General features: G+C 44.1%; 20 protein-coding genes. 10 read left to right on the top strand and 10 right to left on the bottom strand.

From position 1 onward, the window contains the following. Window positions 1-483 carry a hypothetical protein gene (locus tag VJL_RS10575; RefSeq protein ID WP_005441137.1) on the top strand — a complete coding sequence of 161 codons (483 nt, stop codon included), beginning with the start codon at window positions 1-3 and terminating at the stop codon, window positions 481-483. 63 nt (window positions 484-546) lie between these two features. On the opposite strand, the gene VJL_RS10570 is transcribed toward VJL_RS10575, so the two are convergent. After that, window positions 547-1,155, bottom strand: a complete 609-nt coding sequence (locus tag VJL_RS10570) for a cupin domain-containing protein (protein ID WP_038877761.1) — start codon at window positions 1,153-1,155, stop codon at window positions 547-549. A 192-nt stretch (window positions 1,156-1,347) separates the two neighbouring features. Here VJL_RS10570 and VJL_RS10565 point away from each other — a divergent pair, with 192 nt between their 5' ends. Next, window positions 1,348-2,454 carry a 1-acyl-sn-glycerol-3-phosphate acyltransferase gene (locus VJL_RS10565; protein ID WP_038877759.1) on the top strand — a complete coding sequence of 369 codons (1,107 nt, stop codon included), beginning with the start codon at window positions 1,348-1,350 and terminating at the stop codon, window positions 2,452-2,454. A gap of 75 nt (window positions 2,455-2,529) precedes the next feature. On the opposite strand, the gene VJL_RS10560 is transcribed toward VJL_RS10565, so the two are convergent. Next, window positions 2,530-3,129: a leucine-rich repeat domain-containing protein gene (locus VJL_RS10560; protein WP_038877758.1), complete on the bottom strand. Its 600-nt coding sequence runs from the start codon at window positions 3,127-3,129 to the stop codon at window positions 2,530-2,532. A gap of 147 nt (window positions 3,130-3,276) precedes the next feature. Here VJL_RS10560 and VJL_RS10555 point away from each other — a divergent pair, with 147 nt between their 5' ends. Further along, entirely contained in the window at window positions 3,277-3,549 is a 273-nt protein-coding gene (locus tag VJL_RS10555) for a YnjH family protein (protein WP_032802124.1), read from the top strand. A gap of 71 nt (window positions 3,550-3,620) precedes the next feature. Here the strand turns inward: VJL_RS10555 and VJL_RS10550 are convergent, their stop codons facing one another. Continuing rightward, window positions 3,621-3,920 carry a YfcZ/YiiS family protein gene (locus tag VJL_RS10550; protein ID WP_005441132.1) on the bottom strand — a complete coding sequence of 100 codons (300 nt, stop codon included), beginning with the start codon at window positions 3,918-3,920 and terminating at the stop codon, window positions 3,621-3,623. Window positions 3,921-4,447: 527 nt separating this feature from the next. Here VJL_RS10550 and VJL_RS10545 point away from each other — a divergent pair. Then, window positions 4,448-4,909 (top strand): TetR/AcrR family transcriptional regulator, encoded by a 462-nt coding sequence (locus VJL_RS10545; protein ID WP_005441131.1) that lies wholly within the window; start codon window positions 4,448-4,450, stop codon window positions 4,907-4,909. 88 nt (window positions 4,910-4,997) lie between these two features. Here VJL_RS10545 and VJL_RS10540 read toward each other — a convergent pair whose 3' ends face one another. The 6 genes from VJL_RS10540 to VJL_RS10515 are packed head-to-tail and all read right to left on the bottom strand — an operon-like array spanning window position 4,998 to window position 9,577. Then, on the bottom strand, window positions 4,998-5,780 hold the full coding sequence (locus VJL_RS10540; protein ID WP_038877755.1) for a heme ABC transporter ATP-binding protein: 783 nt from the start codon (window positions 5,778-5,780) through the stop codon (window positions 4,998-5,000). Continuing rightward, window positions 5,780-6,817 (bottom strand): FecCD family ABC transporter permease, encoded by a 1,038-nt coding sequence (locus VJL_RS10535; protein WP_038877753.1) that lies wholly within the window; start codon window positions 6,815-6,817, stop codon window positions 5,780-5,782. Before VJL_RS10535 ends, VJL_RS10540 begins: the two co-directional genes overlap by 1 nt. A gap of 9 nt (window positions 6,818-6,826) precedes the next feature. After that, complete coding sequence (locus VJL_RS10530; RefSeq protein WP_038877752.1) at window positions 6,827-7,696, bottom strand: heme/hemin ABC transporter substrate-binding protein; 870 nt, start codon at window positions 7,694-7,696, stop codon at window positions 6,827-6,829. A gap of 26 nt (window positions 7,697-7,722) precedes the next feature. Further along, on the bottom strand, window positions 7,723-8,136 hold the full coding sequence (locus VJL_RS10525; protein WP_005441127.1) for an ExbD/TolR family protein: 414 nt from the start codon (window positions 8,134-8,136) through the stop codon (window positions 7,723-7,725). Continuing rightward, window positions 8,133-8,831 (bottom strand): MotA/TolQ/ExbB proton channel family protein, encoded by a 699-nt coding sequence (locus VJL_RS10520; protein ID WP_038877750.1) that lies wholly within the window; start codon window positions 8,829-8,831, stop codon window positions 8,133-8,135. Before VJL_RS10520 ends, VJL_RS10525 begins: the two co-directional genes overlap by 4 nt. After that, entirely contained in the window at window positions 8,831-9,577 is a 747-nt protein-coding gene (locus VJL_RS10515) for an energy transducer TonB (RefSeq protein ID WP_038877748.1), read from the bottom strand. Before VJL_RS10515 ends, VJL_RS10520 begins: the two co-directional genes overlap by 1 nt. Before the next feature lie 167 nt (window positions 9,578-9,744). Between VJL_RS10515 and hutW the strand changes: the two genes are divergently transcribed. The 5 genes from hutW to VJL_RS10490 all read left to right on the top strand — a co-directional run bounded on the left by hutW (window position 9,745) and on the right by VJL_RS10490 (window position 13,472). Beyond that, complete coding sequence (hutW, locus tag VJL_RS10510; RefSeq protein ID WP_038877746.1) at window positions 9,745-11,115, top strand: heme anaerobic degradation radical SAM methyltransferase ChuW/HutW; 1,371 nt, start codon at window positions 9,745-9,747, stop codon at window positions 11,113-11,115. Window positions 11,116-11,137: 22 nt separating this feature from the next. Then, the gene (hutX, locus tag VJL_RS10505) at window positions 11,138-11,641 is read left to right on the top strand and encodes a heme utilization cystosolic carrier protein HutX (protein WP_020194073.1); all 504 of its coding nucleotides are present in this window, start codon (window positions 11,138-11,140) and stop codon (window positions 11,639-11,641) included. 107 nt (window positions 11,642-11,748) lie between these two features. Then, a complete protein-coding gene (gene hutZ, locus VJL_RS10500) occupies window positions 11,749-12,279 on the top strand; it encodes a heme utilization protein HutZ (RefSeq protein WP_005441121.1) in 531 nt (176 codons plus the stop codon). Window positions 12,280-12,383: 104 nt separating this feature from the next. Next, window positions 12,384-12,920 (top strand): ATP:cob(I)alamin adenosyltransferase, encoded by a 537-nt coding sequence (locus tag VJL_RS10495; RefSeq protein WP_038877743.1) that lies wholly within the window; start codon window positions 12,384-12,386, stop codon window positions 12,918-12,920. 141 nt (window positions 12,921-13,061) lie between these two features. Further along, the gene (locus VJL_RS10490) at window positions 13,062-13,472 is read left to right on the top strand and encodes a hypothetical protein (RefSeq protein WP_038877741.1); all 411 of its coding nucleotides are present in this window, start codon (window positions 13,062-13,064) and stop codon (window positions 13,470-13,472) included. Window positions 13,473-13,478: 6 nt separating this feature from the next. Here VJL_RS10490 and VJL_RS10485 read toward each other — a convergent pair whose 3' ends face one another. Further along, window positions 13,479-14,393: a chemotaxis protein gene (locus VJL_RS10485; protein WP_038877739.1), complete on the bottom strand. Its 915-nt coding sequence runs from the start codon at window positions 14,391-14,393 to the stop codon at window positions 13,479-13,481. Between the two features lie 253 nt (window positions 14,394-14,646). Here VJL_RS10485 and ppiC point away from each other — a divergent pair, with 253 nt between their 5' ends. After that, window positions 14,647-14,940, top strand: a complete 294-nt coding sequence (ppiC, locus tag VJL_RS10480; RefSeq protein WP_223976268.1) for a peptidylprolyl isomerase PpiC — start codon at window positions 14,647-14,649, stop codon at window positions 14,938-14,940. Window positions 14,941-15,011 lie beyond the last annotated feature (71 nt).

Raw genomic sequence — 15,011 nt, 5'->3', positions numbered from 1 at the left:
ATGGTCAGAGTTGTGGTACTTAGTGCATGCGCGCTGCTTGTGGCAACACAGGCTAGCTCTGCTTGTAACTATTTATCTGATCGTTCCGTCGTGTTTGCTGATAACACCATGCCTATCTGTGAAGATATTTTTGATAGCGTTGGTGTGTTAAGTATGGACACGATCAACTGGTACATTGCTGAAAAGTCGATTGAGGGACCTACAGAGAGCTATTGGGATCAGTGGGCAATCAAATCGGAAGACACGCCAATTCTTACTCAGAATCTAGAAAGTAACTACTTTGGTCTTGGGCTTTGGATGCCAGAAGAACTAAGGGATGAAGAGGCGAAAATGAGCACAGAAGAGTGGCTAAAAAGCCATGGCTTGATGTTCAGCGTTGGTTTTGGTGATAAGAGCGGTGATGAACCAAGAATGCGTTTTGATTACCGCTGGCACGAATACTACGACGCCGATTGGATGATGCAGATAGAAGTGCCGTTTTAACCGAATTCAAAACAAAAAGGACGTACTGAGTACGTCCTTTTTTCATTCTTGCCTCGTTAGTTTTTATAGTGCTTCCCCAAACACTAAAAAACACAACTGTTCGTATTCTTCGTCGTTGTTGTTGAACAATTTCGCGACGATGTCCGCTTGTTTTTTGCCTGACAACTTCATCTTACGCGCTTCTCTTAAGGTTAAGACAAGACAAAGCTCTATTGAAATCGAAGAATCACACCCCGGTTTCCACTTATTAATCGAGTCTGTCAGTGGAGAGCTGGTCAACATCGGCTTTAGTGTCAGAACTTCATGTCTAACAACTGCCAGTAAATCCATTTGGTGTTCGCTACGTGTTTTTGTTGTCACTAACTTTTCAATCAACGCTGACAATAGAGCAGATGGCTTCACGTAACCTGCTTGTTGAGCAAATGCGTCAGTTAAGCGCACAGAAAAGTCACAGCGAGTTACTCGCGTGTTAGGCAAAAAGGTGAGGGAGCTCAAACATCCCTGAGGAATCCAGAAATACTGACCCGGTTCAATGGCATACTCATGTTTACCCAATTTAATGATCGCCAAACCCTCGACTACTAACAGTAGCGTGTGTTTTAGCGCTTTCTTACGCGCAGCAACATTGAGAAAAGGGTAATTTGCGTCGTGAAATTCAATTGCGTAGTTCATTGTGAATACCAGAGTTCTTGGGGCGCTAAGGTTAACGTTAAACCCTTAGAATGCCAACCGAATAACAGAATTTTTTGCGAATAGAAATTGTAATACGACTGGTATGACCATGTTAAAAGTATGGATTGAAATGCTGCTACTTGGCAAAACAATGCGTAAAATGTGCCAGCTTTTTTTGAAATGAATTGAATAATGACAGCCAATACCGATCCTTATATTGAAATTCGTCCATATAATGACGAAGAGATTCCAGCTGCGCTGGACCGCCTTATCCAAGACGATGAGTTTATCAGCGCGATTTTAGAGCACCGTTTCGCAAATAAAGCGAACTGGTTCAAAACACTCATGAGCCCGATTATCCGCGTCTACTTAAAAGCGAAGTGGAGCAAGCTGGACTCCGTAGAAGCGATTCAACTTGAAGTTAAGAAGTACCTTCAAGATACGTTGAATACGACGACGGATGGTGTGACCTTTTCCGGCTTGGACAAGCTAGATAAAGAAACTTCTTATTTATTTGTGTCTAACCACCGCGATATCGCTATGGATCCTGCGCTTGTTAATTACGGTTTGCATCAGACCGATCATCGCACTGTGCGCATTGCAATTGGTGATAACCTGCTTAAGAAGCCTTGTGCGACTGAGCTGATGAGACTGAACAAAAGCTTTATTGTTAAACGCTCGGCGAAAGCGCCGCGTGAAATGATGAAAGCGTTAGGCTTGCTATCAAGCTACATCAAGCACTCTCTTGATACCGGCAACTCGATTTGGATTGCGCAAAAAGAAGGTCGTGCCAAAGACGGTAATGACTTTACTGATCCTGCCATCTTAAAGATGTTTCATGTTGAAGGGCGTAAGCAAAAAGTAAGCTTTGGTGAATATACGCGTTCATTGAAGATTGTACCTGTTTCGATCTCTTACCAGAATGACCCTTGTGACATCGCAAAAGCCAAAGAGCTGTATGAGAAAGCAGAGAATGGTAGTTACGAGAAAGGCGAATTCGAAGATATCGAAAGCATCATCCAAGGTATCGTTGGTTACAAAGGTAAAGTGCACGTTGCATTTGGTGATGTGATTGACCAAGAGTTTGAGACTCCGGATGAGCTCGCGAATGAAATCGATCGTCAGATTCACAATAACTACCGTGTGTTCCCAATCAACCTGCTTGCTGCGGGTCGTGAAGATGAATCGATTACGGAGTCGGTGAAATCTCAGTTACAAGAGAAGTTGGAGCAACTGCCTAACGGTGCTCACAGTTACTTGGTGGCAAGTTACGCTAACCCAGTAAACAACCAAGAATGATTTAAACTTAGCTCAGTGCTTTGCAATAAAGCACTGAGTACTTAGTTTTAGGAAGGAGCTCTCATCTAAGCCTTTCTATGGTGCAACTGCGCCACCTAGGGTCAAATTCGTTGGCCATTTCGTAACCCGATTTCCTCCCAAAAAGATATTGCCTTTCACTGTCATGGTGTCTGGAAATACTGTCAGTTTGGAACCACCTATGTACAGGTTACCATCCACGATTAAACCTTCTGGCAGTTCGGTAAGTGGTGTGCGAATGACGCTTAGATCGCCTTTCACTCTTAATCTTGCGGGCAAACTGGTTAACGGGTTATCGGTTAAGTTTAAATAGCCGCCTAATTTGACACCGCGTGGCCAACGCTCAATTTTACTACCGAGTAAGTTCGCGTAACCCTTAATTTTCACCCCTGGTCTTATCGTTTTTAATGCGCTGTTGGTGGCTTCTAGGCTTCCTTGAACATCCAACCCTCTCGGTAATTTGGTGATTGGTGTTTGTGAAATGTTTAGGTTGCCTTTAACAACCAACCCATCAGGTATCGTGGTATAGGGCTTATTACGAAGGTCAATGTTGCCATAGTTATCGGTATGGCCAAATTTGGCATAGTAATCGAGCTCATAAGCAATGGATGAGCTGGAAAAAGCCGTTAGAGCGAGTAAGAGAAGTAAAGCGCGCATAACCGATACAGTATTAAGGATAAGTGGAAAAGGATAACGTAAAGCTTGGTAGGTCGCTACAGCTCAATGTCTCAAGAATATGAGATGCTGCCAAGAACATGAAACGTTTCTTTGTTAACTTATGTGGTCTTCATTGAGGGGATATTCATGAACTTAAGAACGATTTCTATGCTGGTCGCGAGTACTGCTATGGCCTTCTCAGGCGTTGTGTTAGCAAAATCTTACAGTACACCAGATACTAAGGCTCTAGTAGTGGCAGACGGTAAGCTAGGACAGCGGGTTTGTTACTACGACGATAAGGCATACACCACTGGGGCAGTGCTTAACATAGATGGCGTATTGCTCGTGTGTACCGATGAGAATGACTTTGAAACCAACGGTTCACTGAAGTGGGTTGTGTTTCAAAAAGATAACCAGTAACAAGCCAATCAAGCATTAAAAAAGCGAGCTAAGAGCTCGCTTTTATCTATATGTCGATTATATATCGACGATTAACGCGCTAGAGAGCGAGTCTTTAGTTCAAAGATAAGTTTTTCAGCACTTACTTCAAACTTGAATCGAGCCGTTAGCTCTTTAGATTCTTCTGTCAATTCTGAAACGTTGTATTCAACGTCAGCACAAACTTGTGTTGCTAGTTCGATGTATTTCGCCAACTCAGCTTCTAGTGCTGCTTTAGTCTCTGCGAAAATCGTTACGTCGGCAACATCGTCACCTTCTTTGATGATAAAACCCATTTCACCAGCGCAACCGCAAGCTTCACATACTTGGTTTTCTTCTAATTCGACACTCATAACGAATCCTCTTGTAAATACTGTGGGTATTCTATCAGGTATTTGATCTCTATCTACAAAAATGAATGATTTTGGATAAAAAAGGCACGGTATGTTATGTTGTTAACAGTGAGTTAATTAATTTTATTAGAACTTCCTTAAGGAAATTAATGTGATATGTATCAATATTTAAAATCAATTAACCTAGATATTCGTGAGATTTTTGTCAGGTTAGTTGAACTGGGGTTCAATTTATAAGACTATTTCCGGATTAATTATTTTTACATAATTATCATTCTTAGCCTGAGAATAGTTTCGATGAATGATTTGGTGCAAGGTTTTGATGGAGTGGACTTTTCGCCATATTTTGAGTCACATGTATTGACAGAAATATCACTGTAAATTGCACGTTACGCAGTGCACTTTAGTTATGATTGGTCCTCTGATTTGTTGTTAGAGGCATACAGTACATAATGCTGAGGATGATTTTCATTCTGGCCTCATTTAATTGTGAGTTAGATGGATTTACAAAGAGAAGAGCTTAAAATATGCCAAAGCGTAGTAAAGAAGATACCGAAATCACTATCCAGAAAATCATGGATGCCGTTGTTGATCAGCTTCTAAGACTTGGTTATGACAAAATGTCTTACACCACGTTAAGTCAACAAACAGGTGTATCGCGTACAGGTATTAGCCACCATTTCCCTAAGAAAACGGACTTTACCGCCGCGTTAGACGGTCGTATCTTCAAAATGTTCGTAGAACATCTAGAATTTGATAAAGGTCTGGATGCGTTCTCTAAGAGCTGGATTAAGGCTCTAGAAGATACTGAATTCTTAGCGATCTTGCGTCTATTGTTCCACCATATTGTTACTTCAGAAAGCGCACATGAGTTTGCTGCAAATGGCATCGACCGTTTGTACAAGATGGCAGAAAGCCAATTTGGTGCAGGTAGCGACAAAGAGCTAGAGTGGTTGATTGGTCGTTCGTTGATTCAAATGAGCAAATAACCCCAAAACAAAAAGCCCCGCAACGTTGCGGGGCTTTTTTGTATGCCTATCATTTGGAATGGACAAACAAGGGCTTAAAACGCGCTGATTAAGCCGCTGCGTGCACTTGAGGGAAATCCAAGGTTGGGTGCTTAGTCACGATTGAGCGGTAGCCATAGACTTGCTCAATGCGTTCTGGAGTCAGTGCATTCCAAGGCGTGTCATCACATACTAACTTACCATCATGCAGCAGGACTAAGCGGTCTGCATATTGAGAAGCTAAGTTCAAATCATGCAACACAATCACGACGGCAGCATTATTCTCTTTGGCTGCTGCGCGAGCAATTTTTAAGGTGTTGTGCTGGTGAGCCAAATCCAAAGCGGAGGTTGGCTCATCTAACATCAAGATTTTCTTATCCCCAGACTGATGAAGCTGAGTGAGAACACGTGCTAAATGCAAACGCTGCTTTTCACCACCAGATAGGGCAGGGTAGAGGCTATCAGCTAAATGCAGAACATCAGTTTGTTGCATGTAATGCAACGCGAGTTCACTGGTTTCCTTATTGGAGATAGAGAGAGGGATTGCTCCGAGCTCTACCACTTCCCTCGCTAAGAAAGGAAACGTCAATGTGCTGTGTTGTGGCAGCATAGCGACGTGTTTTGCACTTTCTGCAGGCTCCCAATCATTCTTTTGGGTACCAAAGAATTCGATATCATTTTGAGATGGGATTTCGCCACACAACAGCTTTAACAAAGTACTCTTACCGGCGCCGTTCGGACCAAGCAATGCTGTGACTTCTCCAGCTCGAATCTCAATACTGATGTCGTCCAGAACGACACGGCTTCCGTATCGCATCGAAATATTTCTGCCCGACAAAACGGTGTTATTCATTACAGGATTTTCCCTTTTTGTTGGAACAGTAAGTAGATAAAGAATGGAGCACCAATCAGTGCAGTAACGATACCTACTGGTAATTCTGCTGGTGCAACTGCGACACGTGCAAACATATCTGCTGCCGTAAGAAGTAATGCGCCCATCAAAGCAGAAATAGGAAGCAGAGTTCGATGGTCAGGACCTGCGAGCATACGACCTAAGTGAGGAATAACAAGGCCGATAAAGCCAATAGCGCCACAGATACTCACGGTAATACCTACACCTACCGCAGATAACAAAATGAGCTGTCGTTTTAGCTTTTGAACGGGAACGCCCAAATGCCTTGCTTCAGATTCGCCCAGTAGGAGAGCGTTTAGCGACATCGCTTTTTTCTGGAACCAGAACATCAGTAATAACAATGTCACGGCCGCTAAGCCAATACCAGACCAATTCGCACCTGCTAGTGACCCCATAGACCACAGTGTTAAGTCACGCAGCATTTGATCGTCTGCGATGAAGTTCATGAAGCCAATTGCAGCCCCTGATAAGGCACTGATAGCAACACCAGCGAGAAGCATGATGGTAACGGATGTACCAAACTTACTTGTCCCTAACCAGTAAACTAAAACAGTAGTGATTGCACCGCCTAAGAAAGCAAAGAAAGGCAGTGCTGCTAGGTTCATTAATGTTGGATAGTTTTGGCTGAAATCCGCGAAAACAACGATAGCAAATGCACCACCCAGCGCCGCACCAGCAGAGACACCGATGATGCCAGGCTCAGCGAGCGGGTTCCGGAACAAGCCCTGCATGACGACACCACAGATTGCTAGAATGGCACCGATAAACATGCAAAGAATGGTGCGAGGAAGTCGTATTTCGTTGATAACCAGTTGGATGTGAGGAGCAAGATCAGAGCTTGCCCCTGTTAAGCTTCGCAGGCTGTCTGCGAAGCTGATATTCATTGGACCTACAGTAATTGAAGCGACTGCGATAAAGGCTAAGATGCCGGATAAAGCAAGCAGAATAGTAGGTAAAGGGGTACGTCTTAATAGCATTGAATCTCTCTACGGGTATAGCAGCTCATTCAAGCGCTTCGCTTCAGAAAGGCTCTTTAGTCCCAAACCACCTACGAGTGCGTGGCCATCAATCGTCACGATGTTTTTGTTCATCCCAGCCGGCGTAGCAGCAAGCAATGGCATTGCTTTCAAAATGGCATCTGCACCACCCATTGTTTGGTAACTGCGGCCACTGACTAGGATCACATCTGGCTGCATTTCAACCATGGCCTCTGTAGATAGAGGTTTGTATGAAGATAACTGACCTGCCGCTGGGTTTTCACCACCCGCAAGTTGAATGATGGCATCTGGCGTGGTTTCTGAACCTGCGACGTTTGCAGGACGGCCTTCATGAATAAGAAGGAAGAGGACTTTCTTTTTGTCAGCTTTTGCTGGTTGGTTGCTCTCAAGCGCTTTTACTTGCGTTTCAACTTTTGTTTTTAGCGCTGTTGCTTGAGTTTCACGATGCATGATGTTGGCAATTTGGTCTATGCGATCCACAAGACCTTCAACATTTGCTTCTGTGTTTACAATCTCTACATCTACACCAGCAGACTTTAGTTGCTCAAGTGTTGTGCTCGGGCCCATTTCATCAGAACCAATCACTTTAGTTGGGCTAAGTGCTAGCAAACCTTCAGCAGACAGACGACGGTGGTAACCCACTTTTGGCAATTCCATTTCTTTTGGCAGTTGGCTGGTGACATCAACAGCAACAAGGCTGTCTTTTGCATCAAGCGCGATAAGCAATTCGGTGACAGCGCTACCCGCGCTAACAACACGTTCAGAAGATGGGGCTTCATTGGCAAAAAGACTCGCACTTGCCAGCATAGTGACAGCTGCTGTTAAGGCGGTGCGAACTGGAGATAGTGTTTTATTCATTAGGATGTTCTCAATCTTATGTTCTTTTATTGCGACTCTTCAGTGAGCAATTGAGTCGCTTGAATTCCGTTTTCTTGTAAAAAGCCAAGAAGCTTAACCAGTGACTGAATATCGGCGGTTTTTTCAGCGCCAATCACAATCGGTTTATCTGTTGATTTACTTTCTTCTAGCAGAGCAATCGTGAAGTTTTCCCAATCGATGTAAGACTTGCCATTGATTGCCCAGTGCGGTTCGTCTTTAAGGATGTTGACCGTAATTGATTGTTTATCAACTTCGGCAACGGCTTGGGAATCAGTGCTTGGAAGGTTGACATCCAAAGAGTCGAGCTTGACCGCCGCAGTCAACATCAAGAACACCATTACAATAAAGATAATATCCAGTAACGGGGTTAGGTCCGGTGTTAAACCATGGCTGCTATTGTCTTGAGGTGCTTTAATCATGAGCTTCTCGCTTCAACATGATCAGCAACCGTTGCGATTTCTTTGTTGTTTTCTGGAGAAACGTGTTGCAAAGAAATGCCTTCTAGCCAGAGGTTTACATAGTTCAGTGTGTGCTCAAGCTTAGCGATAACGCGGTCAGCCCAAAGACCAATCAGTTGCGCGCCAGAAATTGCGGGTAATGCAATGATCAAACCTGCTGCGGTCGTGCGCATCGCGAGACCTAGACCATCAGCCAAGTCGTTTGGCGTGATGTTACCTGTAGAGGAAGCAATGCCTTTAAACATATCGATCAGGCCAAGTACCGTACCTAATAATCCGATAAGCGGGCTGATCACGCCAATCAGAGTCAATAAACGAAGACCTGAGTGCAATTGATGGCGCTTTTCTTGTAGCCAAATCCCCGCCGCATCTTCCCGCAAAGATTTAGAGAACGAGTGATGCGCTAGCAACATTGCAACACCACGATAAAGAAGAGGGCGTTTGCCAGAAAGTTCATCCGCTAGCGCTTCGATATCTTTGTTGTTGGTCGGATCAAGGTTATTCAGCTTTTGACGAATTGCGCGTTTGCCTACGCCTAGACTGATGAATACTTGAAAGAGTCTTTCCACAATGATCATGACTGTAAGTGCAGAGCAAATAACTAAAGGCCAAGTCATAAGACCAAATTGGGTTTGTAAATGTTGTAGCTGTTCCATTATCCATCCAACTTAAAACGAACTGGGATTTGAACTCGGTGAGCAACTTTTTGCCCGCCAGAAATATGTGGTGAGAATTGCCATTGTTTGATGGCACGCAGTGCTGAAACATCGAGCATTTCTGCACCGGAAGATTCGATAAGTACTAGTTTTACTTGGTTGCCATTTTCGTCCAACCAAACCTCATAAAGTGCCACGCCTTCGATACCACGCTTACGAGCTGAACGAGGGTAACGAGGCTGAACAGGCTGGGAAACAAAAGCAGGCTGATCAATCATCACAGGCTGAGACGTTGTGCCTTTTGATTGTTCCGTCGGCGTTGCTTTTTGCTGCGGTACTGGCTCTTTTGCCACTTTCTTTTCCACTTTTTCTTTTGGCTGTGGATCTTTCTTGGCAACAGGCTTAGATGTTTGTGGCTTCTTGACTGGCTTCGGTTTTTTCTCGACAGGTTTCTTTTTGATCGCTTCTTTCTTCACGATTGGCTTTTCTACCGTCTTTTTAACCGGTTTAGGCTCTGGCTTTGGTTGAGGCTTTTTTTGTGGCTCTGGTTGCTTCTCTTCTACCACTTCTTGTGGTGTCGGTTCAGCTTGGACTGGTTTGGGAGCCGAGACTAAATTGAGGCTAACCGAGCTAGTAGGATTCCCTGCAGGCATTGCAAACACCTTCGTCTCTTGAGAGACAAAAAGCAGTGCAGCGTGCACCACTAAAGAGGCGCCTCCGGCAATGACATATCTTTTTACGTTCACGGGTAAATCTCGGTATTGCTAATCATTATCAACTTGGACTGATTATCACTTACAAAAGAAATAAGATCAATTATCAATTGCATTATCATTACGGCCAAATTATGATCTTTGCAGTTTTTTTGAAATGAGCCTCAATCCTTTGTGTGGTGGGCTTTAAGTGAGTAAATATGACCGTCGATATTTATAAATTTGACGAATCAATCCTTGGGAGTGATAGCCCCGATCCGTTGCGCTTTGCTTTTGTGAAAAAACACTCTGCGCATGCGGGTGGCAGTAGCATGCCAGTTCCGCCGCCACAACAAGGTGACATCCTATCGAGAATCACCTCGGAAACGACGACTAAGAACAATAAGCGCTGCTTATATATTCATGTTCCATTCTGTCGAGTGCGCTGTACTTTCTGTAACTTCTTCCAAAATGCTGCCAGCCGTAAGTTAGTCGATGAATACTTTGATGCTCTGATGAAAGAGCTAAAAGAGAAAGCGGCGATGCCGTGGACGCAAAGTGGCATCTTCCATGCGGTTTACATCGGCGGTGGCACGCCAACGGATCTGGCACCAGAACAAGTTCGCATTCTTGGTCAGGCCATTCACGACTATTTCCCTCTAGCAGCTGACTGCGAAATTACACTTGAAGGTCGTATCAACCGATTCTCTGACGAGTTATATCAAGGTGCGCTAGACGGCGGATTCAACCGTTTCTCATTTGGTGTGCAGAGCTTTAATACTAAAGTTCGTCGCAGCGCTAAGCGTTTGGATGATCGCGAAGACGTATTGAATCGCGTTAGTGAGTTGGCAAAAGAAGACAAGGTTCCTGTCATCATTGATTTACTTTACGGCCTGCCTTACCAAACAAAAGAAGTGTTAGAGCAAGATCTTAAGGACTTCGTGTCTACAGGCGCTCATGGCTTGGACCTTTATCAGCTAGTAGTTGGCGGTACAGCGCCAATGCTCAATTTGGTTGAAAAAGGCAAAATGCCGCCACCTGCAACGACACCGGAAAAAGCAGGCATGTACGAGCTTGGTGCTAAGTTTATGGCAGAGCATCACATGAAGCAGCTTAGCGTGAACCACTGGGCGATCGATAACCGTGAACGCAGCTTATACAACAGCTTAGCGAAGACCTATGCAGAAGTATTGCCTGTCGGTTGTGGCGCAGGCGGTAACATCGGTGGTTACGGCATGATGCAGCACCGCACGCTAGACACTTACGTTAAAGCTGTAAATGAAGGGCAGAGCACCATCGCAATGATGATGAAGCAAAGCCCACTTGAGCCGCTATTCGCAGCACTGAAGTCCGGCTTTGATCGAGGCATTGTTCAGGCGAGTAAGCTGCCAGCATTTATGGGCGAAGACACCTTCAGTTTCCTGATGCCACTATTCAAAGTTTGGCATGACAAAGGTTTGGTCGAGTTACAAGAGCGCAGTTTAGTTCTGACGTTAGCAGGTAGCTTCTGGGCTGTGTCTCTGGCTCAGGCATGTATTCAAGTACTGACTTCTGAAATGAACGAAAACGTACCAAAAGTATCTAACAATTAATCTGAAAGAAATGGAAAAAACAATGGAATCAATTAAGCAACAGGTCGAAGCCCTACTAGAACAAGAACCGCAACTACTTCCAGCAGCAATGGCTGAGCGCCTTGGTGTATCAGAGTTTGAAGTGGTAGCTGCACTTCCTCAAGAGATGGTTGCAGTAGCTCCTGGTGAGCAAGCACAAAGCATTTTAGAAGGTCTTGTTGGTTTTGGCCCAGTAACAACTATCGTTCATTCTTTTGGTTCTATCTTTGAAGTAAAAGCGCCGTTCCCGAAAGGTAAAGTTGCTCGTGGTTACTACAACCTTATGGGCAAAGAAGGTGAGCTTCATGGCCACCTAAAACTGGATAACGTGAAAAACATTGCCTTAGTAAGTAAACCGTTTATGGGACGTGAGAGCCATTACTTTGGTTTCTTTTCTGAGTGTGGCAGCAACATCTTTAAGATTTACCTAGGCCGCAACGAGAAGCGTGAGCTAATCGAAGATCAAGTAACAGCATTCCGTGCAATGCAAGCAGAGTTCAACAAGTAGTCTCGAATGAGCATGACACTGCACTAATTCGTTAGCGCAGTGTCATTTTATTAAAGAATAACCGAGTTAAAACTCGGAACAACAAACAAGTAAAGTTAGGTATCAAAATGGATCAGCAAGTTAAACAAGAGCGTTTACAAGGTCGTCTAGGACCAGAAATCAAGGAATTTCGTCAGGAGCGTCGTACCATTCAATTAGCAACCGTTGATGCGGAAGGCCGTCCAAACGTAAGTTACGCACCATACGTTCAAAACCAGGAAGGTTACTTCGTTCTTATTTCTCAGATTGCTCGTCACGCACGCAACCTACTAGAGAATCCAAACGTATCTTTGATGATGATTGAAGACGAAGACTCGTCGAAGCAGTTGTTCGCTCGTAAGCGTCTAACGTTTGATGCGGTTGCAACCGTTGTTGAGCGTGATACTGAAATGTGGCAACAAGTAGTTGGCCAAATGAAAGATCGTTTTGGTGAGATCATCGATGGTCTGAGCCAACTAGAAGACTTCGTTCTGTTCAACCTAAAAGCAGAACAAGGTCTATTCGTAAAAGGCTTTGGTCAAGCTTACCAAGTATCAGGCGATGATCTGGTTGATTTCGTTCACCTTCAAGAAGGTCATAAGAAAATCGAAAACGCATAAGCCGATTTTCTAACTTATGATCGTCTAAACGGATGTGAATGCCGAAAGGGAGTTAGGTTATACTGACTCCCTTTTTTATTAGAACCAAAGCACAGAGAAAGAGCATGAGACCAGTAAGCAAGGAACTTGGCGAGATTTGTTACCCATTCATCTATGAAGACAGCCCAGTATGTGACTTTGAAATCACTGCTGATGAGTTGTGTAGCAAAATTGGGTTGGTTCTATCGATGGAACTCGATGACTTTAGCCGTGACATACTGACTCGAATGCAGCCCAACGTATATCATGTAAATGGCTCTATCCGCGGAAAACTCGCGATTACAGAAGCGGAAGTCGATGAGCTAAAAGCCGATTACGATGCAGTTAAGGCTCGTATCGATGGCGGCTTTAAAGGGTTTGTGCTTCCTGGCGGCCACCCAACGTCAAGCCAACTGCATTTGTGTCGTTGCCAAGCAAAAAAGGTGGTTCGTGCATTGGTTGCCGTTGAGCATTCAGGTAAGAAACAACCCGCTCCGATTTTGTTTCGCTATTCAAACCTGCTCGCGAATGTGCTCTACAGTCTTGCGTCTTATATCAACCACATTTATCAAGTCGAAGAAACTGAGTTTGTGTCTCGCAGCTACACAATGCCAAGTAAATAGGCCAAATATCACCTAATAGTCTGAATTTAATGACTTTAAGCTAGCCGTCGCAGAGTTCTCATTCGAGTGCTTTGATTACCTTTACCCATCTTTCTGCCTTTGTTTGAATAACGATTAAAATTGATTCAGAGGAAAGAAACGATGGGTTTAGTTGTTGGGGGGCCTTTATTGGTCTGGCTGTTTTGCGCGGTATTGTCTATCAGAGCGGGGTTTGTGTTGTTTGCAGGGCAGCATTTTTCGAGTGTTCTGATTGCTATAGCGTTAGCGGTGGGGGCGACAGCTTCTATTATTTTCTACAACTGGTATTCGATTACGAAAAGGGAGGAGGTTTACTTTTTCTCCCTTGCAATGGAATTGGTGTGTCGCCCCGCATTGATTATGCCAACGGTTATCGCGATAGGACTGTATTTCTTCGGCGGAGGGCTATTGCTCAATAGTCACATCAAAATGTTCGTCTTTGTTGCACTGTTTTCATGTTCGGTAGCGAGTATCACGAGTTTGTTCACTGCCGAAAAAGTTATTGATGTATACCAGATCAAGCAAACTTATTAGATATGATTAAGAAGCCATCGCTTTTGCTTCTAGCTCTTTTGCACCGCGCAGCATCGCTTCAATCAATTCCCCAGCGTTGAATTTCTCTAGTGCCTCATGAGCGCCAACTTGGTGAGCTCGGTCAACACAAATTTCGCTTGATAGAGACGTGTGAAGAATACGGTAGGAGTTGTTAAGCGCAGAATCATTTTGAACTTCAAACGCAAGTTCATAACCATCCAGCCCTGGCATTTCAATGTCACTCACTAAAAGGTCAATTGGGCGGTTTGCTTCTGCATCTCGCTTCATCAAGTCGAGTGCGTCTGAGCCGTTTTTACGGATTTGATACGGGATGTTGATGCGGTCTAGCGCGTCGCTCAATTGCTTGCGAGCGATAGAAGAGTCGTCGACCAAAAGGATATTCAAGGCTTTCAAACGCTCGCGCTCGATGTCTGTAAGCATTGGAATCTTGGTATTCTCGTATTGCGGGTAGATCTTCGATAGTAGAAGTTCCACATCCAACATTTGTACGATCTTCTCTTCATAGCGAGTAATACCCGTTACAAAGATATTATGACCCGCACTTGATGGCGGTGTTTCGATAGATTTCCAATCACATTCAATGATCTTCTCGATACTTCGCACCATAAATGCCACCACGGTACGTAGACAATCGGTCACGATCAAATAGCAATTTTTGTATTCTTCCTCTTGGATAGGACGGAATCCAATTGCTGCCGCCATATCAATGACTGGCACCGTCAAATCACGAATCGTCACAGTGCCAATTACATGATGGTGCGAATAGGGAATTTTGGTGGTCGGCATGTAAGGTACAATTTCACGGACTTTAAGTGTGCCAATTGCGAAGTTCTGTTGCAGGGTGAGTTTAAACACCAACATGCCTTGAGATTGGTTCGCTTTACTCGCGACTTTTGCCATGAAAATAACCTTATCAATATCACTGATTTATGTAACTAATCTAATCTTATAAGGCGACCGCTTCAACCGTAGAGCGTGGAAAAGTGAGCTTTTTAGGAAATAGCGCAAATTAAAGGTGAAATTGAATCGGTGAGCGGCCAAGTTTTCATCAAATTGTTAGATAGAACCGAATATCAAAAGATGAAGATAAGGACTGCATTAGAGAAATTATTGCGATATTGAAGCGATTCGGTAAACTTGCGCCACCCGAACAGTGAGAGACAGACACATGGCAAATACAGCAGCCGCTTTACACATTCTTGTAAAGCATAAAGAACAAGCTGAAGACATCATCCAGCAGCTTAAAAAAGGTGCTAAATTCCAGACATTGGCAAAGAAATACTCGACTTGCCCATCTGGTAAACGTGGTGGCGACCTAGGTGAGTTTCGCCGCGGTCAAATGGTGCCACAGTTCGACAAAGTTTGTTTTTCTGGTGAGGTTCTTACTCCACACCTAGTCAAAACCAAATTCGGTTGGCACGTTGTTAAGGTGTTATACCGCACTTAAAAAATAGCGCGTTTATCGCGCTATTTTTGTATCTAGCGTTCTTTATTCGCGCACCTGTCGTCATCATTTCG

This window comes from Vibrio jasicida CAIM 1864 = LMG 25398 (assembly GCF_000400365.1).
Lineage (GTDB): Bacteria > Pseudomonadota > Gammaproteobacteria > Enterobacterales > Vibrionaceae > Vibrio > Vibrio jasicida.
The sequence above is the reverse complement of the archived record's forward strand: the minus strand, read 5'-3'. Positions and strand labels throughout refer to the sequence as shown.